Annotated in this window: 16 protein-coding genes; 9 read left to right on the forward strand and 7 right to left on the reverse strand. The window is 45.3% G+C overall.

The genetic code is table 11. The features are described from left to right. Positions 1–60: 60 nt before the first annotated feature. Complete coding sequence (locus tag JRG66_RS13190) at positions 61–1,332, reverse strand: carboxypeptidase-like regulatory domain-containing protein (RefSeq protein WP_265163235.1); 1,272 nt, start codon at positions 1,330–1,332, stop codon at positions 61–63. A gap of 553 nt (positions 1,333–1,885) precedes the next feature. Between JRG66_RS13190 and JRG66_RS13195 the strand changes: the two genes are divergently transcribed. The 4 genes from JRG66_RS13195 to JRG66_RS13210 are packed head-to-tail and all read left to right on the forward strand — an operon-like array spanning position 1,886 to position 8,884. Continuing rightward, the gene (locus tag JRG66_RS13195) at positions 1,886–5,530 is read left to right on the forward strand and encodes a chemotaxis protein CheB (RefSeq protein ID WP_265163236.1); all 3,645 of its coding nucleotides are present in this window, start codon (positions 1,886–1,888) and stop codon (positions 5,528–5,530) included. 4 nt (positions 5,531–5,534) lie between these two features. Beyond that, positions 5,535–7,757 carry an ATP-binding protein gene (locus JRG66_RS13200; protein WP_265163237.1) on the forward strand — a complete coding sequence of 741 codons (2,223 nt, stop codon included), beginning with the start codon at positions 5,535–5,537 and terminating at the stop codon, positions 7,755–7,757. Then, positions 7,750–8,319, forward strand: coding sequence for a response regulator (locus JRG66_RS13205; protein ID WP_265163238.1), 570 nt, complete (start codon positions 7,750–7,752; stop codon positions 8,317–8,319). Before JRG66_RS13200 ends, JRG66_RS13205 begins: the two co-directional genes overlap by 8 nt. Next, positions 8,297–8,884 (forward strand): biliverdin-producing heme oxygenase, encoded by a 588-nt coding sequence (locus JRG66_RS13210; RefSeq protein WP_265163239.1) that lies wholly within the window; start codon positions 8,297–8,299, stop codon positions 8,882–8,884. The genes JRG66_RS13205 and JRG66_RS13210 overlap by 23 nt, the downstream gene beginning before the upstream one ends. On the opposite strand, the gene JRG66_RS13215 is transcribed toward JRG66_RS13210, so the two are convergent. Then, on the reverse strand, positions 8,855–9,505 hold the full coding sequence (locus JRG66_RS13215; RefSeq protein ID WP_265163240.1) for a class I SAM-dependent methyltransferase: 651 nt from the start codon (positions 9,503–9,505) through the stop codon (positions 8,855–8,857). The two genes, JRG66_RS13210 and JRG66_RS13215, sit on opposite strands and share 30 nt — an antisense overlap. Beyond that, positions 9,481–9,840 (reverse strand): SpoIIAA family protein, encoded by a 360-nt coding sequence (locus tag JRG66_RS13220; protein WP_265163241.1) that lies wholly within the window; start codon positions 9,838–9,840, stop codon positions 9,481–9,483. The genes JRG66_RS13215 and JRG66_RS13220 overlap by 25 nt, the downstream gene beginning before the upstream one ends. A 184-nt stretch (positions 9,841–10,024) precedes the next feature. On the opposite strand from JRG66_RS13220, the gene JRG66_RS13225 reads away from it, so the two are divergent. Beyond that, the gene (locus tag JRG66_RS13225; protein WP_265163242.1) at positions 10,025–11,164 is read left to right on the forward strand and encodes an MFS transporter; all 1,140 of its coding nucleotides are present in this window, start codon (positions 10,025–10,027) and stop codon (positions 11,162–11,164) included. Positions 11,165–11,354: 190 nt separating this feature from the next. Further along, complete coding sequence (locus tag JRG66_RS13230) at positions 11,355–11,855, forward strand: VOC family protein (protein ID WP_265163243.1); 501 nt, start codon at positions 11,355–11,357, stop codon at positions 11,853–11,855. On the opposite strand, the gene JRG66_RS13235 is transcribed toward JRG66_RS13230, so the two are convergent. The 3 genes from JRG66_RS13235 to JRG66_RS13245 form a co-directional block, all read right to left on the reverse strand. Continuing rightward, positions 11,852–12,367 (reverse strand): rhodanese-like domain-containing protein, encoded by a 516-nt coding sequence (locus JRG66_RS13235; protein WP_265163244.1) that lies wholly within the window; start codon positions 12,365–12,367, stop codon positions 11,852–11,854. The genes JRG66_RS13230 and JRG66_RS13235 overlap by 4 nt on opposite strands. Before the next feature lie 95 nt (positions 12,368–12,462). Next, positions 12,463–12,984 carry a DUF7935 family protein gene (locus JRG66_RS13240; protein WP_265163245.1) on the reverse strand — a complete coding sequence of 174 codons (522 nt, stop codon included), beginning with the start codon at positions 12,982–12,984 and terminating at the stop codon, positions 12,463–12,465. A 7-nt stretch (positions 12,985–12,991) separates the two neighbouring features. Further along, positions 12,992–14,611 (reverse strand): FMN-binding glutamate synthase family protein, encoded by a 1,620-nt coding sequence (locus JRG66_RS13245; RefSeq protein ID WP_265163246.1) that lies wholly within the window; start codon positions 14,609–14,611, stop codon positions 12,992–12,994. A gap of 185 nt (positions 14,612–14,796) precedes the next feature. Between JRG66_RS13245 and JRG66_RS13250 the strand changes: the two genes are divergently transcribed. The 3 genes from JRG66_RS13250 to JRG66_RS13260 all read left to right on the forward strand — a co-directional run bounded on the left by JRG66_RS13250 (position 14,797) and on the right by JRG66_RS13260 (position 18,085). Continuing rightward, complete coding sequence (locus tag JRG66_RS13250) at positions 14,797–17,127, forward strand: ATP-dependent helicase (protein WP_265163247.1); 2,331 nt, start codon at positions 14,797–14,799, stop codon at positions 17,125–17,127. A 54-nt stretch (positions 17,128–17,181) separates the two neighbouring features. Next, entirely contained in the window at positions 17,182–17,394 is a 213-nt protein-coding gene (locus JRG66_RS13255; RefSeq protein ID WP_265163248.1) for a hypervirulence associated TUDOR domain-containing protein, read from the forward strand. Positions 17,395–17,464: 70 nt separating this feature from the next. Then, positions 17,465–18,085 carry an L-threonylcarbamoyladenylate synthase gene (locus tag JRG66_RS13260; RefSeq protein WP_265163249.1) on the forward strand — a complete coding sequence of 207 codons (621 nt, stop codon included), beginning with the start codon at positions 17,465–17,467 and terminating at the stop codon, positions 18,083–18,085. Positions 18,086–18,190: 105 nt separating this feature from the next. Here the strand turns inward: JRG66_RS13260 and JRG66_RS13265 are convergent, their stop codons facing one another. Then, a complete protein-coding gene (locus JRG66_RS13265) occupies positions 18,191–19,315 on the reverse strand; it encodes a hypothetical protein (RefSeq protein ID WP_265163250.1) in 1,125 nt (374 codons plus the stop codon). Between the last annotated feature and the right edge of the window lie 28 nt (positions 19,316–19,343).

Genomic DNA, 19,343 nt, shown 5'->3' on the forward strand with positions numbered 1-19,343 from the left:
TGTCCTCTCAAAAATGTGCTTTAAAAATGACATTTTTGAGAGGGGTTTCAAGAAATTGATTTAATTATTTTCGAGCTTGTCACGAATTTTATCTATCGCGCTTTCAATAGATTCATCGGGTTCAATAATATTATTTTCGCCCCAGAAGGAAAGATCGGCAAAGCCAGAGATATCATCGTTCATGATCACCCTTCGGCTTAAAAAATTGTCATCTCTTTTGAACTTTTCGGGATTGACCTCCCAGTTGGTCACGGCGAGTTCACTGTTCACCTTATAGCGCGAATTGAAGAGTTTACGCTTCCAGTTCACCACAAATTCAAGCTGGGTGTGGCCGTAGCCAAAGTACCAGCGGCCGTCTTTTTGTCTGTAAGTGATGTCGTAATTCACCTCTACCGGGTAGACTTTTGTGCCGCCGGGTTTTTTCTGAACAAAAAGATCTGTCGCAGCCTGGCGGTTGTCTACATTGAGGTTGAAAGAAGCTTTGACCAGGGAGAAGGTATTGGCGTCAATAAATAATTTTCCGTAGTACCAGGGCATACCTTTGTCAAGCTCTTCAAAATTCACCACATACAGGTATTGATCATCAATTTTTGTAGGATCATCAAAACTAAATTTAAAGTTGGAAAGGTCGCGCTCATTAAAAATATGCGTGGGGTTCTTCATGAGGTCTATGCTCAAAGGATTGTAGGGCCCGCCCCTCAGCTTTAGGGCCACGGTGTCAAGCCTGGTATAATCGGCAGTTTTGCGGGCTTTTACCAGGGCAATGTCATCTTCGCTGTTGGAGTCGTAAGGTTGTTTATGGATCTTCACCACGGCTTCAGAAAGAGAGACGTTTTTGCGCCCCCTTTTGATGGCTTCGCGGTAAAAAGCAGTCATGGTAGTGCGATCGGTAAAATAGTTGCTGCCGCGGGTTTTTAGCATATTTTGCACCAGGGCGGCAGGATCGGTATAGGTGAAAATGCTTACTTCGTTCAGCTCTTCGAGTGACTCGCGGAGTTCTATCACTACATCGTCCTGCTGAAAGAATTGCAGAGGGAGCACACGGCTTTGAAACCCGAGAAAAGACACCTGCACATTGACATTTTCGAGCCTCTTCGGAATCTTTAAAGAAAATTCCCCGTCATTGTTGGTTACCGTAGAAATGTTGTTGTTTTGAACCGAAAGATAGGCACCGGCCAGCGGATCCTGATTTTGGCTGTTAATTACCTGCCCCTTGTACTCTGTGTAATCTTGCAGATTTTGCTGAAACGCGCTCATAACTTCGGGAGACAAAGCAAAGAACAAGAACAGGATAACAATGGGCCTTGCGAAAAGTGAAACTGAATTTCTCATGGCGTAATTATTATAGGGATACTTTATACAAGATACTGAATTTTAGTTGATTATTAAGATTTTGTATCAGGATTTTATGATGGTGGCGGGGGGAAAGCCCAAAAGCCATGAAAAGAGGGGGTTTGCTCTTAAAAAATTATGTATATTGTTGATTGTAAATGAATTAATTCTGATTTTTATATGGTCAAAAAAGAAGAGAGGCAGCAGGAGAATTAGCTTTAAATAGGGGAATAAGGCTGGTTTTTCTCCCTCTCTTCCAATTTTTGAACTTTCGGTTAAAACCTGTACTTCTTATTGCCAGATTCCCAATCTTTATCTTAAACACATGGGGCGAATATAAAAGTAGCATGCAGTATCAGGCTCTTCGGCAGGTTTAATTGTGTCTCGAATAGTTACTTAACACATTATTAACAGTAAAAAATGTAGTATAGAAGTATTTTCACCGCGAATAATTTTTCCAACACAGGCTATTAAAATTCCTGCTTGAGATGATTTGTAGTTTACCTGCGATTTGTTTGAACAGTGAGGATTCTTTGATGGCTCTTTTTTCGTTATGAGTAAGAAAATCAAGAATTCCCCGACTTTACAATCTGAAACTACCACTTCTCCTTCCAATACACGAATAGTGGCCATAGGAGCCAGTGCCGGTGGCCTTGAGGCTCTTAAAGCCTTTTTTGAGCATATCCCGCAGGGTACAAAGAGTGCTTATGTGATCATACAGCATTTATCTTCCGATTATAAAAGCATGATGGGCGAACTTCTGGCCCGCAGCACAGGTTTGCCTATACGGGAAGTGACAGAGGGGATGGAAATAATGCCGGGGCATATCTATCTTATTCCGCCGGCCAACAACCTGGTAGTAAAGAACAGCAGGCTCCACCTGCTGGATAAACCTAAAAATCCTACCCTAAACCTGCCTATAGATATGTTCTTTGAGTCTTTGGCGAGGGAACACCGGGAGAAAGCGATTGGTGTTATTCTTAGCGGTACCGGCAGTGACGGAACCCGCGGGGCGCGTGCCATCAAGGAAAGCGACGGAATGATCATGGTGCAGGAGCCGGATGAAGCCCAGTTTGACGGCATGCCCCGCAGTGCGATTGGCACAGGCCTGGTAGATTATGTGCTCACAGTCAAAGAAATGGGCAATGAGCTGGATAATTATCTTACCGCGCCCTCTATTTTTCATTTTAAAGACGGGGATGTGGCTTATGACCAGTCTGAACTTATCAAGATCCTCAATTTTATTGATGAGAAAACCGGTCTCGATTTTAGGGAATACAAAAGATCTACCCTTGCCCGAAGGGTAGCCCGAAGGGTGAGTGTGTGTAAATGCCGTTCTTTATCTGAATATTATTCTTACCTCACTAAGACCGAAGGCGAGGTTGATATCCTTTACAGGGAATTCCTTATTGGGGTCACCAAGTTCTTTAGAGACAGCAAAGTTTGGGAAGTGATCCGGAAAAAGGTGATCCCCGAAATGGTAAGTGCAAAGTCTGACGGGGATGTTATCAAGCTTTGGGATGTGGCCTGCAGCACGGGCGAAGAAGCTTATTCGTTCGCCATGTGCTTTATAGAAGAAATTGAAAGCCAGGGGAAAAATATCGAACTTAAGATCTTTGCGACCGATATTGCCGAGAAGCATCTTGAAATAGGAAGCAAAGGTTTGTATCCCGAAAGTATTGCCGCCGATGTCCCGGCCGATTTCCTGGCTAAATATTTTACCAGCAAGCCACACAAATATGAGGTGGTGGAGAAGCTAAGACGGGCCGTGATCTTTTCACGCCATAACGTGATCAAGAATCCGCCGTTCAGCAATATGGATCTGGTTTCCTGCCGAAATCTTTTGATTTACTTTCAGCCGGCAATACAAACCAAAGCCTTGAGTGTGCTGCATTACAGCCTTAAACAGGATGGTGTGCTTGTGCTGGGAACAAGTGAAAGCGTACATACCGAACAAAAGAATTTTTCTGAAATTGACCGCAAATGGAAAATTTTCAGAAATATTCAGCCAAATAACAGGCTCGAAGCGGGTCTTTCCCACACGCCAACTTCGGCAGGGAAAGTTGCTGGCAGTAAGCCTGCACATAAAGGAATGGCATATAAAGCTCCTGCCAATTCAAACTTTAACAAGCTCACTGTCGATTTTAACGAGACCGTGCTCGACCACTTTAAGGCGGCAAGCGTTTATGTAGATTCAGACTACAATATTCTTGAGGCTATTGGCGAATTCAGGAAATACGCCAACCTTCCGGTGAGCGGGTTTTCTACCAATTTGCTCGACATGCTGGGTACAGATTTGCGGTACCTTATCCAGAACAGCCTTAAAAGAGCCGGAAAACTTCAGCAAAAAGTTTATTATAAAGATGCCACTTTTGAGCACCACGGAGAGAAGAAAGCAGTTGATATCTTAGTGAAGCCTTTCCTGCGAAACCATGTAGATTCCGAAACCACTTTTATGATCACCTTCCTGGAGAAGGAGCTCAACCTTGACGATGTGGAAAGTGTAGATAATATTACGCTTACCACGCGAACCAAAGAATACGTTTCCAATCTTGAAGAAGAGCTGAAGCAAACCAAAGAGGAACTGCAGACTTCCCTGGAAGAGATCGAAACCAGCAACGAGGAGTTGCAGGCGGCCAATGAAGAACTCCTGGCTTCAAACGAAGAGCTGCAAAGCACCAACGAAGAACTGCAGAGCGTAAACGAGGAGATCAATACCGTAAATGCCGAGAACATCCAGAAGATGGATGATCTTGCAGCACTTAATGCCGATATTAATAACCTGCTGGAAAGTACGCAAATAGGTACAATATTTCTTGATGGCTCCCTGTGCATACGCAAATTTACCCCGGCTATAAAAGATCATTTCAGTTTTCTTAATTCTGATATGGGGCGGCCAATAAGCCATTTTACCGGGAGCATTGGAAGGAGCAACCTGCTACAGCGTTGCAAAAGGGTGCTTAAAACCGGTAAGACTTTAGAGAAGGCCATAGTTTCTAAAGATGGGTTGCATTACTTGCGAAGAATATCCCCTTACATAGACTCCAATGAGAAGATAGACGGGGTGGTGATCACTTTCATTGAAATTGAGAGCCTCCAAAAATCTAAAGAGAAATTACAGGCGAGCGAGCGCAGGTTTAAGAGTTTCTACGAAGAAGATCCTGTGATGCACATTAGCGTTGACCCGCAGTCTTACAAGATCGTGCATTGCAACAAAATGACCGTAAAACAGCTCAAATACGAGTCAAAAGAAGAGCTTATAGGCAAATCGATCTACGACCTGTACAATGCAGAATCGCAGGTGGAAGCTTTAAAATCGAATAAGGATTTTACTGAAGACGGGGTGCTTGTCAACCTCGAGCAGAACATACTCACCAAAACCGGCGAGATCCTGCCCGTAATTCTCAATGCCACTGCCGAAAAGGATGAAGATGACAATGTGGTTACCATTCGTTATACTTTTGTAGAAATTGAAGCCCTTAAAAAGGCCGAAGACCAGCTGCGGGAGCAAAAAGCCGATCTCGAAAGGGCAAATCGCGACCTCGAGCAGTTTGTTTCCATTTGTTCGCACGATTTGCAGGAGCCGCTTTCTACCATCAAATTCGGAATTGACATTTTAGGCAAGATCTACGCTCCCAAGCTGGATGAAAAAGGACAAAACTATGTGTCTTATATAAAACAGGCCTCCACAAGGCTTTCAGAACAAATAAGGGCACTGCTGGAGCATTCCAGGATTGGGCGTGAGGGCGTGAAGAAACTTGTGAACACCCGCGAGCTGGTTGATGTGGTGAAATACGACCTTGGCAAAAGGATAAAAGATACCAGGGCGAAGATCCATATTGGAGACCTGCCGCGGCTTGAAGGTTACGAGGTGGAGCTAAGGCTGCTTTTCCAGAACCTTATTAGCAACGCCATTAAATACACTCCAAAAGACAGGGATCCCGAGGTGCGGATTTCTGCCTACCGCGAAGGCGATTTCTGGACTTTTTCGGTGGTAGATAACGGGGTGGGGATCGCGAAAGAAGACCAGGACAAGATCTTCACGATCTTTAACCGCGTTAAAAAACACGATAGCAATGATGGTACAGGTGTAGGGCTTGCCCATGTAGAGAAAATCGTGCATTTGCACAACGGCAGCATTTGGGTAGATTCTCAGGAAGGGGTGGGGAGCACCTTCTACTTCAAGCTTAAGGCGTAGTTTTATGGATGCACAATACCCTGTACAGGTCAACCTTGATAACTGTGCCAAAGAACCTATTCACATTATAGGAAAATCCCAGGCGCACGGCGTTCTGTTGGTTTGTGACCGCTCAAACCTGAACATCACCCAGGCCGGTGAAAATACTTCCGAATTCTTCGGAATACCTGTAGACGAATTACTGGGCAAACCGCTTTCTTTCCTGCTAAAAATGCCATTTTCGGGACATGATTTTGAGGAAGGCAGCCTTCCGCAGGAAGTGGAAGTAAATGGAAAGAAATTCCTTGTCCTTTCCCATACTTCCGAAGAAAGCCTGGTGCTCGATTTTGAGCCGCTTTCTACAGTAGGAGACCCGTTCTTTTTTCAGAAGCAGTTAACCGGGATCCTTAATAAATTTCAGGAAGCGCAATCGCTGGCCCAGCTTTCTTCGGAAGCTGCCAAACTCACCCGCAAAATGTTTGGCTATGACCGGGTGATGATCTACCGCTTTGATGAAGAATGGAACGGGGAGGTGATTGCCGAAACAAAGAATGACGATATGGAGCCGTGGCTGGGGCTGCGCTACCCGGCTACCGATATTCCGCAGCAGTCGCGCAGATTATTTTTAAAACACCGGGTGCGTATCATTGCCAACGTGCACTATACACCCGTGCCCCTAAAACCCGAAATTTCACCCATTACCGGGAAACCTCTCGATATTTCAAGATCTTCGCTAAGGGCAGTTTCCCCAATCCATATTGAATACCTTAAAAATATGGGCGTGGGCGCATCCCTTTCTGCCGCCATCGTGGTAAAGGGAAAACTGTGGGGACTTATTGCCTGCCACCACAACACTGCAAAACACCTTGATTTTTACCAGCGGGAGAGTTGTCGTTTCCTGGCGCAAATGCTGTCTACAGAGATCACGCTGCACGAGACCAGCAGTCTTTTGAACCATTCAGAGCAGGCCGAGAGCATCAGGCGTAAACTGGTGGCTCAAATGAAATCCCACGACAATATTGTTGAAGCCCTTAGCAGGGATAGCGTGAAATATCTGGAGCTCATCGACTGTGGCGGGGGTGCCATTTTCCATATCAACCAATGGGAGCTCAACGGCAACACGCCCACGAAAGAGCAGCTGGACAGCCTGCTTAACAACTTTATAAAGCAGCAGCCAAAAAGCCTTTTTTGGACCCGTAACCTTTCAGCTTTATTTCCTGAAGCCGAAGAATACAAGAAAACAGCCTCGGGGCTTTTCAGCTTAAAGATTTCTGATAATAAATACATTTTATGGTTCAAGCCTGAAGTAGTGCAGGTGGTGACCTGGGGAGGGAATCCGCAGAATAAGGTGTTCTACAACGAAAAGGAACAAAGACTTAGTCCGCGTAAATCTTTTGAAAAATGGAGTGAGAAACTCACCGGTTTTTCTGAGCCCTGGCATGAGCTTGACCGCAACACCGCCCGGGCTTTAAGGGAAAATATAAGCCATGTGCTGCTTGTGCGCCAGCGCCGGGAGATTGAAGCTTTAAACGCAAAGCTCATAGAAGCCAACCAGGAGCTGGAACTCTTCAGCTACGGGCTGTCACACGATTTGCGGGCGCCGGTAAGGGGGATGGAAGGTTTTCTAAAGATACTCCGCGAAGATTACAGCGAAGTTTTGGGAAGCGAAGGCGTGAAATATCTCGATATGAGCACCGGCCTTACCCAAAAAATGAACGATCTTATTGACGATATCCTGGAGTATTCCAGGCTGGGGCATATTGAGAAGGTAGAGAAGCAAAAAGTTGATACCGAAGCTATGCTCAAAGAGATCTTTGAACTGTTTAACCTTCCGGTGAATTTCCCCAGGGCAGGTATAACAATCCAGTCAAACCTGCCGGTCATGTGGGGCAACCGTAGAATGCTCTTCCAGCTGTGGTCCAACCTGCTCAACAATGCTTTGAAATATTCTTCAGGAAAAGAAAAGCCTGTGGTAGAAGTTGGCGTAACCAGCATCAATGACCGCAGCACGTTTTACGTGAGGGATAACGGGATTGGAGTAGCCGAAAATTTAAAGAAAAAAATATTCGAGACCTTCCAGCGGGGCGTGGGCAGTAAGTTTAAAGGCACCGGCATTGGCCTTGCCATTGTAAAGAGGATTGTGGAAAAACATGCAGGAGATATTTGGGTTGAAAGTAAACCCGGAGAAGGTTCTATATTTTATTTCTATCTTGAGCCCCTAAAAGTAGGAGCATACGCAAATGATTAAGATCCCGTTGAGAATTTTACTGGTGGAGGACAATGAAGCTGATGTCTTGATTAGCCTGCGCACTATAAAAAAACTTGTTGAAGACCCCCATATTGAGGTAGTTGAAGACCTTTCTTCCTGCAGGAACAAGCTCATCAATTTTATCCCCGATGTGGTGATTTCCGATTATAACCTTCCAACCTGCACCGGTCTTGAAGTGCTGCAGCTGGTTCAGAAAAAAGATCCCAAACTTCCATTTATCTTCCTTACCGGAACGGTTCACGATGAAGAACTGGCTGCCAATACCATTTTGGCAGGAGCTTCGGGGTTCATTCTGAAAAGGCACATGAACAACCTGGAAGACAAATTAAAACCCCTGCTCAAACAGGTGGTCTTTCGCATGAGTGAAAAAGAGGAAATAAGGGAGCGCCTAAGACAGAACAAGATCGCCATAAACCAGATCAACGATTACCTCGACAACCTGAGGCTTGACAACAGGGAGCAGAAAGACAACATCAGCAAGATCAAAGATGCCATTAAAGATTTTAAAACCGGAAGAGATGAAGATGATAGAGAAACTTAAGGCTGAAACCCGCGAACTGCACGAACAAATCGAGGATAAGAACCTGGCCCGAAAGATCATGGACCACAGTATTGACCTCAATACTTACAAAATTTTACTACTCCAAAACTATATCGCTTACCGGGAAACGGAATCCGAAATTCAAAAATTTCTGCCTGGTTACGAAGGCAAAAAGCACAGGCAGCTCAGGCAGGATCTTGCACAGCTGGGCATTTCTGAGAACATACCTGCCAAAAATGGCATTTTTGAATGTCATTCTAAAGCTGAAGCCCTGGGTGCTGCCTATGTGGTAGAGGGTTCTGCCCTTGGAGGGATGGTTTTGGCAAAAAACCTTCAGAAATGTACTGCTTTAGCTGAAGTTCCGCGTCATTTCTTCTTTAATGGCGATAAAAACAACATGCAGGACTGGAAAGCCTTTAAAGAAGAGCTCGAAAATTGCCATTTTACCACTTCCGAAGAAGAACTGGCCATTGAAAAGGCCAAAGGCACATTTAGGTTCTTTGAGCACATTTTCGATACCCATTTTGAGAACAGCTTAGACCCCACTTTCGAAGACCAGCGATAACAATCTGGGTACTTTAGACCTGTCGTTATCGTCAAAGTGTTCGTTGAGGTCGAGCAGCTTGAATTTGTGCTCTTTTGCCGTGTCTAGGTAATCTGAAAGGTGGTGCGTAAAGGCCGGCGGGGCCTGGTAGCCGCTTTTGGTTTGAAATTTCGCCCTGCTGCCGGCATATTGCCTGCCGGGATGCAGCTCACAAATGTAGAATTTCCCGTTTCTTTTTAAGCTGCGCGAGCCTTCAGCAAAAATAAAGCAAAGGTCTTTCACGTGTTCGAGCACAAGGCTGCAGGTGACGAGGTTTGCCCAGCCGGGTTTTACAGGCCACTCTTCAGTAATATCTGCGTTGAGGAATTCCACATTTTCGGCCTTGACCTTTTCCCGGGCTTTCGCCATCATTTCTGAAGAAAGATCTATGGCCTTTACAAAATCGGCTTTTTGGGAGAGCCATCCGGTGTTCTTTCCAGTGCCGCAGCCCAGCTCCAGGATATTTCCGTAGTGGGGGTTTAAAAAAGTATTTTGCAGCACTTCGGCCTCCAGGTCACGCGTCCTGTTTTCCATGGCATCATAAGATGCCGCCCACGCATTGTAGGAGTCGCCCGTGCTCATATTTCTATCTTCCTGATCCAATTTTTAGCTTCGTCTTTTTCGGTTAGCTCGAAGAATTTAACCCTGGCCTTTGTGAAAGGTTTCATGAGCTGGGTGAGTTCTTTTTCCCACTCTTTATTTCCTACCATGGCAATGCGCTCCATGTTTTCGGCATTTTTGAAGTCGAATTTTATATCGCGCCATATTGCGCCAAGGCTCCAGCCTTCAAATTCGTTCATCTCAAAATACCATCTTATGGCTCCAAAACTCCTCACTTTTTCCTGTAACAGCGGGATGAGCCGGTCATAATCTTCATTGGTGAGTTTTTCTTCTGCGACGGTGTAAATCACATTTTGCTCCACCTGGATAGAAATCATAGTTTGGTTTTTTTACAATTTCGAAAGAAAACCACATATGGGCAACCCAATAAAAGGCTTCGCGAGTTAAGCTCTTGTTAATCTATGCTTAAGAAATGTTAAGCGGTTTTTCCTGAAAAAAGTAGTGCGAAGGGGCTTTCAGCATTCAAAAATTCCCCTCATCTTTGCCTTTTTTAAGAGGTATATGGAATCCCGCAAAAAGCAACGCATCGCACTTAGTGCCTTCTTTTTTATGTCGGGTTTTGCTTTTTCAACATGGGCTTCCCGCATTCCCACCATCAAAACACAATTTGACCTGAACGAAGCCCAGCTGGGCAACCTCCTGCTGGCCATGCCGGTGAGTTCGCTCATTGGGCTGCCAATTTCGGGCTGGCTGGTTTCCAGGTTTGACAGTAGGAACCCCCTCATTGTGGCTTATTTTTTCTTCGCGGTAGGGCTGGTGATGATAGGAAGTGCGTCAAATATGCTGCTCCTGGTGATGGGGATTTGTGTTTTTGCATTTAGCATGCGCATCCTGAACATCTCCATGAACACCCAATCGCTCACGCTCCAAAAATTATTTCCGCGGAAGATTTTGGGCTCCTTTCACGGCCTTTGGAGCACCGGCGGACTCGTGGGAGTGCTTTTCTCTACCTTACTTATTAAACTGAACCTTTCCATGCAGCTGCATTTTTGGATAGTAGCCGGCATAGGAATCTTACTGGGAGTTTTTTCTTACTCATTTTTACTGCGGAAAGACCGCGCTACCGGCGGCAATAAACTGCGGCTGGGAAAACCCGATAAATTTATACTGTACCTGGGGCTGCTCATCTTTTTTGCCTCTTTGTGCGAGGGCGGGATGTTTGACTGGAGTGGCGTGTATTTTAAAGAAGTGGTGAAAGAAGAAATTTTCACTTTGGGCTACCTCATTTTTATGACGTTTATGGCACTCTCACGCTTCTTTTCTGACAGGCTTATAGAAAAGTTGGGAATGCCCCGAATGTTCCTGCTAAGTTCTTCCCTTATATCTTCGGGAGTGCTTTTAATGATCCTGCTCCCTTACTTTTGGCCGGCACTTATAGGGTTTAGCCTGGTAGGGGTTGGGGTGGCGGCTATCATCCCGATGATCTTTAGCCTGGCGGGAACTTCCAAAAAATATTCGGCGGGAATGGCTATTTCTATCATTACTACCTACGGAATTGTGGGCATGTTGCTGGGGCCGCCCTTAGTGGGGTACATTGCCCACCTCTTTAACCTCAAAGTTTCTTTTCTGCTGTTCCTTTTTGCCGGTCTCCTCTTTATCCCGGTGTCACAGCTTTTCTTCAGGTTTAAGCAGGAAGAGTAGAAGAGATCTTATTCAGAAAAAAAACTTCAGTTTTTGGCATTTTTGAGAGTTAAGGCTTTATGCTGCTTTTAGCAGAAGCAGAGTTTAACTTTTGTATCTTATCTTTAGGGAAGTATTAGTGGCTATAAATTTATACCGGCGGCACAAAGTGTGGAAAACTTTTGGCAGGCCGGGACAAAAAGATGGAAAGATGTCAAACAATAAAGATTATAAAGTTCCGCCTTCAACCCGTATTGGGCACGTACACCTCAAGGTGTCAAACCTTGAGAGGTCGCTGTTGTTCTACAACGGGCTGCTGGGGTTTGAGGTGACACAGCGCATGGGCGATGCAGCTGTATTTTTGTCGGCAGGCGGTTACCACCACCATATAGGCCTAAACACCTGGCACAGTAAAGGAGCGCCCGAAGCTTCAAAAAGAGGGGTGGGCCTGTACCACACGGCCATAGTCTATGAACATAGAAAAGAACTGGCACAGGTGCTAAAAAGGCTAATTGATGCAGAATATCCCTTAACAGGCGCGGCAGATCACGGGGTGTCGGAAGCACTTTACCTCAATGATCCCGATGGAAATGGAGTGGAACTTTATTACGACCGCGCAAGGGAACACTGGCCCCGCAAAAAAGACGGCTCGCTTGAAATGTATACCCGGGCCCTGCATTTAGACCATTTGCTGGCCGAGCTGAACAATTAATTCCCTACAGGGTAACCTTTATCTATCCAGTCAACTTTGATATTATCGCGCAGGTTGAGCAACTGGTGGCTGGTGAAATTCATTTCGTTGAGCAGGGCAAAAGCAGGGCGAACATTAGGGCAGATGTCAAAAGGACAGCAGCCGCAGTAGATCACGATATCACTGTCTTTTGGCAGCCTTTCCAGTTCTTTTTTGAGGGTGTTGAGGCCTTCTTTTTCTCCCGAAGGGCCGGTGTCTCTAGATCCCGGGATGATCCCGCCGGCACCCAGGCTAATAATGACCAGGCTGTCTTCTGAAGACTGAAGTACTTGTGCAAGCTCTTTTGGTTCCAGAAGCTGCTGTTGCGTCCAGGGTTCCTGCTGAATTTGTGTTTTGGCTTTTTCAGTGTGTTTTTCCACAAGCTCATTATCTGCTACTGCAGATTTTTCAGTCTGGTTTTTACAGGCTGAAGTAGTTAGGAAAATCAGGCAGATTGCGGGATAGAAGAATTTTTTAAAGATGTTATTTTTCATTCCGAAGAAAGTATTTATGAAAGCTTGAGTAGGAAAAAGTGTTTTTTCAGGAACATTAGAAAGTTGAATTTTTTAAGCATAATAGCCGTAAGGCGTTACCACAGGCTCCCAACTTCCTTTTTGATGTACGCCAGGCCTGTTTCGCTTGGCGGTTGCTGATCTATTAGGGAATTTGCGATTTGTTGTCGCAGGTCATTTGCCGAAGTGATCTCTTCCCGGCCTGCAATTTTCCTGATATTGTTTATCGTGGCATTTTTAGAGGCCTTGATCACATTCCAGCACGCTTCACTAATATAGATTTGCTGCGCCAGGTTGTGCTCAAATTCCTGTTCTATAGATTTAATGAGCAGGCTGGCGTAATCTTCTTTCTCACTTCCTGAAGGTTTTACCCTTACAAGGAGGTTGCCCGGGGCAATGCGCTCCAGGAAAAGTGCCATTCTCTCGTAAGCCTGCAGCCTTAATGGCAGGGCCTGTTTTTGAGCTTCCCTGTGAAGCAAATACCGCCGCCGCCGTTCTTCGTTGCGGGTGTGCAGGTTGAAAAAATAGAAGGCTATCACGCCCACAACCACTGCCGGTAAAAGATAGAACAGCAGTTCTAAAATGGAATCTTCTGTCATTGGTCAACTATTGATCGGCTACCGAAGTGTCTTCAGTTTCTACCTCTTTCACATCGGTTTCTTTACCTTTTCTGTACGAGCCGCCTAAGTTAGGACATCCTGCCAAAGTAGCAACAGAATCAAAAGGAACTTTTGACTTGTTGTACATGAAAGTTTCGGCTAAAGTTTTTGCAATGAACCTGTCGCCCAGGTTAATTTCCACATCATCCATAGTGAACTGGCAGGGGTGTTCATATCCGCAGGCGTGGGTGATCTCCAGCAATTCTTTTCTGAAATTATTGAAGTAGTAATTCACCCTTTCCGACTTGTCTTTGACGTTGATCCCCGCCTGTAGCCAACGGTTTTGCGTTGCCACTCCTGTTGGGCAGGTGTTGGTGTGACAGGACTGCGCCTGAATACACCCCACGCTGAGCATGGCTTCACGGGCCACATTAATGCAGTCAACCCCCATGGCGAAAGCCATAGCCGCTTTAGCAGGAAATCCAAGTTTGCCGCTTCCTATAAATACGATATGGTTGGTGAGGTCTCTCGCCTGAAAGATCTTGTAGACATCGGTAAAGCCGTAGATCCAGGGCAGGGCCACATGATCGGCGAAACTTGGCGGGGCCGCCCCGGTTCCGCCCTCACCGCCGTCGATGGAAATAAAATCGGGTCCGCGGTTGGTCTCGGCCATAATACTTGCCAGTTCCCGCCATTCATCGAGTTTACCAATAGCGGCTTTTATTCCTACCGGAAGGCCGGTTTCTTCCGCAATCTCTTCTATCCAGTCTACCAGCTCCTGCATGTTGCTAAAAGTGCTGTGAGCGGGTGGGGACAGCACGTCTTTTCCCATGGGAACATGCCTTATTTCTGAAATTTCCCTGGTGATCTTGGAGGCAGGCAGAACGCCGCCCTTTCCGGGTTTGGCACCCTGCGAAAGTTTAATTTCAATAGCTCTTACACTGGGGTATTCCTTTACCAGCTTTACCAGTTTTTCCATAGAGAAATTTCCGTTTTCATCCCGTATTCCAAAGTAGCCGGTGCCAATCTGGAAGACAATATCGGCTCCTTTTTTGTGATAAGGAGATAAACCGCCTTCGCCGGTATTGTGGTAAGCATAGGCTTTCTTACAGCCCAGGTTGAGGGATTCTATGGCCCGGGCAGAAAGGGAACCAAAGCTCATGGCAGAGACATTAATGACCGAAGCCGGCCTGAAAGGTCGCCGGCGCTTGTGATATTCGCCCATCACCTTTGCACAGGCCACAAAATATGGATCTTCCCTGTTGATGTGCTTGTTGGGCATATAATACGGCACCACCGCATTATTGATAAAGACGTAATTCACGGCATTGATGTCCTGATCTGTCCCAAAACCTTCATAATTATTGACATTTTTGGAAGATGCATAGACCCAGCCGCGTTCTATGCGGTTGAAAGGGAGTTCTTCCCGGTTCCCGGCCACAATGTACTGTCGCAATTCGGGGCCAATGCTTTCTAGCATATACCTGAAATGCCCCACCAAAGGAAAATTGTGGAGGATGATGTGCTTTTTATTGATAAAAACATCATAAATAACCACTAAAAATATGAAGATTAGGAGCCACATCCACCAGGAGATATTTCCCAGGAAATCGAAAATATTTTCCATACAAACCGCTTTAATTCCTAAAAAATCAAAAGTTAGCTTATAAAGCAGCTCCTCCAAAATAAATTCTTTTAAAATATTCGTAAAATAGTTTTTCAGCAGCAATTTGCCGGGGCTAAAAAGATATGGATACAGGGTTCTTATTTTGCCTCATTTTAGCTATTTTCACCCCTTAAAAGAAGTTACTATTGGAATCTTACTTAGCCGAATTGAATGATGCCCAGCGGGCCCCGGTATTGCAAAAAGATGGCGCTATGATAGTTATTGCAGGAGCGGGGTCTGGGAAGACGCGGGTGCTTACTTATAGAATTGCTTACCTTATGAGTAAAGGAGTTGATGCCTTCAATATCCTTTCATTAACTTTTACCAATAAGGCAGCACGGGAAATGAAAACCCGAATTGCAAAGATTGTTGGGAACAGCGAGGCCAAAAACCTCTGGATGGGTACCTTTCATTCCATCTTTGCCAAGATGCTCAGGTTCGAGGCCGATAAACTTGGATACCCTTCCAATTTTACCATTTATGACACCCAGGATTCCCAGCGACTTATTTCAGCAATTATCAAGGAAATGGGGCTCGATAAAGACGTGTACAAGTACAAGCAGGTCTATTCCCGTATCTCGTCTTATAAGAACAGCCTCATCACGGTAAAAGCCTACTTTCAGAATCCTGAATTAATGGAAGCCGATGCAATGTCTAAAAAGCCAAGGCTGGGGGAAATTTACAGGGAATATGTAGATCGCTGTTTTAAGGCAGGAGCCATGGATTTTGACGACCTGCTGCTTAAGACCAACGAGCTGCTCAACCGTTTCCCCGATGTGCTTCAGAAATACCAGAACCGATTCAGGTATATTCTGGTAGATGAGTACCAGGATACCAACCACTCGCAGTACCTTATTGTAAAGGCCCTTTCAGATAAATTTCAGAATATATGCGTGGTGGGCGATGATGCGCAGAGTATCTATGCTTTTCGTGGTGCAAACATCAATAACATTCTCAACTTTCAGAAAGATTACGACAACGTACAAACCTATCGCCTGGAGCAGAATTACAGGTCTTCCAAAAATATTGTCGAGGCGGCCAATTCGATTATAGAAAAGAACAAAACACGGCTTGAAAAGGTGGTGTGGACGGCAAATGAAGACGGCCCCAAGATCGTGGTAAACCGTTTGCTTACCGATGGGGAAGAAGGACGCTTTGTGGCAGGGTCTATTTTTGAGAACAGGATGGAGCACCAAATGAAGAACGGCGATTTTGCCATTTTGTACCGCACAAATGCACAGAGCCGGGCCATGGAAGATGCCCTTCGGAAAAAAGATATCCCTTACCGGATTTATGGCGGACTCTCCTTTTACCAGCGCAAGGAAATTAAAGATGTGCTGTCTTATCTAAGACTGGTGATAAACCCTAAAGATGAGGAAGCGCTTAAGCGGGTTATCAACTATCCGGCGCGGGGAATTGGACAAACCACGATAGACAGGCTTACCATTGCCGCCAATCACTACAAAAGGTCAATTTATGAGGTTATTGAAAACCTTGACAGGATTGACCTGAAGATCAACCGGGGCACCAAAAGTAAGCTGGAGAACTTTATCAACATGATCAAGAGCTTCCAGATCATGAATGAAAACTCTGATGCCTTTACCATTGCTGAAACTGTTGCCAAGAAAACCGGACTTTTACAGGAACTGAAAAAAGACGGTACCCCTGAAGGTATTGCCAGGATAGAGAATATCGAGGAGCTGCTTAACGGGATAAGGGATTTTGTGGAAGGACAAAAAGAACTGGCCGATGCCACCGGTTCCCTTACTGAATTCCTGGAAGATGTGGCCCTGGCTACCGATATGGATAAAGATTCGGGTGACGACGACCGCGTTGCCTTGATGACCATTCACCTTGCCAAAGGCCTCGAATTCCCTTATGTGTATATTGTAGGAATGGAGGAAGACCTCTTCCCTTCGGCGATGAGTATGAACACCCGTTCTGAGCTTGAGGAGGAACGCAGGCTGTTTTATGTGGCGCTTACCAGGGCCGAAAAGAAAGCTTTTCTTACCTACACCCAATCGAGGTACCGTTGGGGAAAGCTCGTAGATGCCGAACCCAGCAGGTTCATCGAGGAAATAGACGACAAGTACCTGGAGTTCATGATTCCGCAGGATGACTATAAGTACAAACCCCTTATTGATACCGATATTTTTGGGGAAGTTGATAAAAGTAAATTCCGCCAGACCAAACCTGTGAACGGCACTCCGCCGCCCTCTCATAAACCTACCGAAGAACAGCTGCAGAAACTGAGAAAATTAAGGCCGGCAACTTCTCCCGAAGCTTCGGCTTCAACCGGGGAGGTCATTAAGCTCATGGCCGGTGATGAAGTAGAGCACATGCGTTTTGGTAAAGGAAAAGTATTGAGCATAGAAGGAGTGGGACAGGATAAAAAAGCTGAGATCAACTTTGAAACGGGAGGCATAAAAAAACTACTGCTGCGTTTTGCCAAACTTAAATTGCTCAACCAGGGTTAAGTAATTGTTATTGTTTGGGTTGGGTGTTTTCTTCTTCTTATTTTTAAATAAAAAATGATAAGAGAAGGCACAGCAGTAAAATGGAAGTGGGGCAAGGGTACAGCTTACGGAAAAGTGAAGAACACTTTTGATCACGAAATTACGCACACTATCAAAGGTACAAGGGTGACCCGCAAGGGAACCCCCGGAAATAAAGCCTTGTTCATTCAGCAGGAAAACGGGAATGAAGTTCTAAAACTCGAAAGTGAGGTGGAAAGAAATGACTAAATTTCTCTAAAACCCTTACAAAAAGGCGTCGATTTTTTGTAATTTTTGAAGCATTTAAACCAGAAGAACTATGGCAGAATTAATCAGGATCTACGAAGAGAACCCAAATCCCAAAGAAATTAAAAGAGTAGTAGAAGCTTTAAAAGACGGTGCCTTAATCATTTATCCTACAGATACCGTTTACGGTTTGGGGTGTGATATAACCAATAATGCCGCTCTTGAACGTATTGCGCAGCTCAGGGGAGTGAAACTTGAAAAGGCCAATTTTTCTTTTATCTGTGAAAACCTGAGCAACCTTTCCGATTATGTGAGGCAGATAGATACCCAGACTTTCAGAATTCTAAAAAGAAACCTTCCGGGGCCGTATACTTTCATTCTTCCCGGAAATAATAACCTGCCGGCAGTTTTCAGAAAGAAAAAGACGGTGGGGATACGCATTCCCGATAATAATATTTGTCGGGCGCTTGTGGGAGGCCTTGGCAATCCTATAGTCTCCACTTCAATTCGAGATGATGATGAGGTTCTGGAATACACCACAGATCCCGAACTTATTCTTGAAAAATGGGATAAACAGGTTGAAATTGTGATAGATGGGGGGTATGGGGATAATACACCTTCTACCGTGATAGACCTTACCACACCCGAACCTGAAGTGATCAGGGAAGGTAAGGGCAGTATTGAAATCCTTTAGAGAACTGCGGCCGGGACCATTAAGTTTTTGAAAAAAAAGCGATAAATAAAAAGAGGCTGTCCAAAACAGGACAGCCTCTTTTTATTATTTGCTTAAACTTTTTTCTTATTCAAAAATATCTCCAAATACGGCGATAAAAGCTTCGTGGGCCTCCTGCTGAGAAAGGATATGCCCTTTCTTTTGCGCGCTGGTTGCCAGTTCATACCCAAGGCGGGCTGCTTCCATTCTTTGAAGTGGCGTACCGTGGTGCCCGCTGCTGGCAAAGCTGCAGTCTCCAATGTTGAAAAACAGCTCAAAGAACTGCTCCACTCTTTTCCAGTTGTAGGTTGCACCTCTTTTATGCGTCATATAGTATGCAGCTAAAAAGTCGGCTTCCAGTTCGGTAAGGCGGGTAGCGGCTGCCGGGTCTTCGTCTGCACCGTTGGGGTACCATTCAGCATAGTTATTGAACTGGATCTCGTGGGCCCACTCATGAGCTAAAATCCCGGTCCATACAATGTCTTCTGCAATCCCGGTATTGGCAAGTACTGATGTTATCCCATCTCCAATTACGATAAGGTCTCCTGTTGTAGCGAAACCGTCCATGGCAAAATACGGGCTTTCAGGAAGCACAGGAGAAGCTTCATTGATGGCAAGAAGCTGGTCGGCAATTGCGTATGCATCTTCTCTTGTTTCTACGTTTACACCAACGATCATGTATAGATCGGCGAGTTTTTCACGATCGTTCAAACTTGCAGTATGCTGCCCGTTCACCCTGATCTCACCAGGCATTCCCCAGAATTTTTCAAGCTCACGTACTCTTTTTCTCACAAAATTGGTGTATTGACCTTCATCTCCAAAATATTGTTCAGAAGTATCGAGGTACGCCATATAGAAGCTCAGGTCAAGGTAGAGGGAGTAGTAGGTTAACGCCAGCGGGTCTGAAAAGAAGGGCTGGATCACCTTATTAATTTCCTGATTGAAAGCTGTGGGTGCACATTCAGATGGCGCTACAGCATCCATTTTAAATACCTCATTCCTTAAATTGTGACCGGCATAAGCAACAGGCTCAAGCTTAAAATCGGGATTGAGCGTAGCGTTTGCACTTAGCGTTCGTGCCGACTGAACTGCGTTCACGCCTGCAGCATCGACATTCATAATTTCTTCTACTTCGTGCTCTTTTTCACACGAAATACTCATGAACCCGGCGCACAGCGTAAGCAGGGCAATCTTGTTGAAATTTTTCAGCATAATTTTAGTTTAGTTTGATTTTTATTAG

The organism is Salinimicrobium tongyeongense (genome assembly GCF_026109735.1).
Taxonomy (GTDB): domain Bacteria; phylum Bacteroidota; class Bacteroidia; order Flavobacteriales; family Flavobacteriaceae; genus Salinimicrobium; species Salinimicrobium tongyeongense.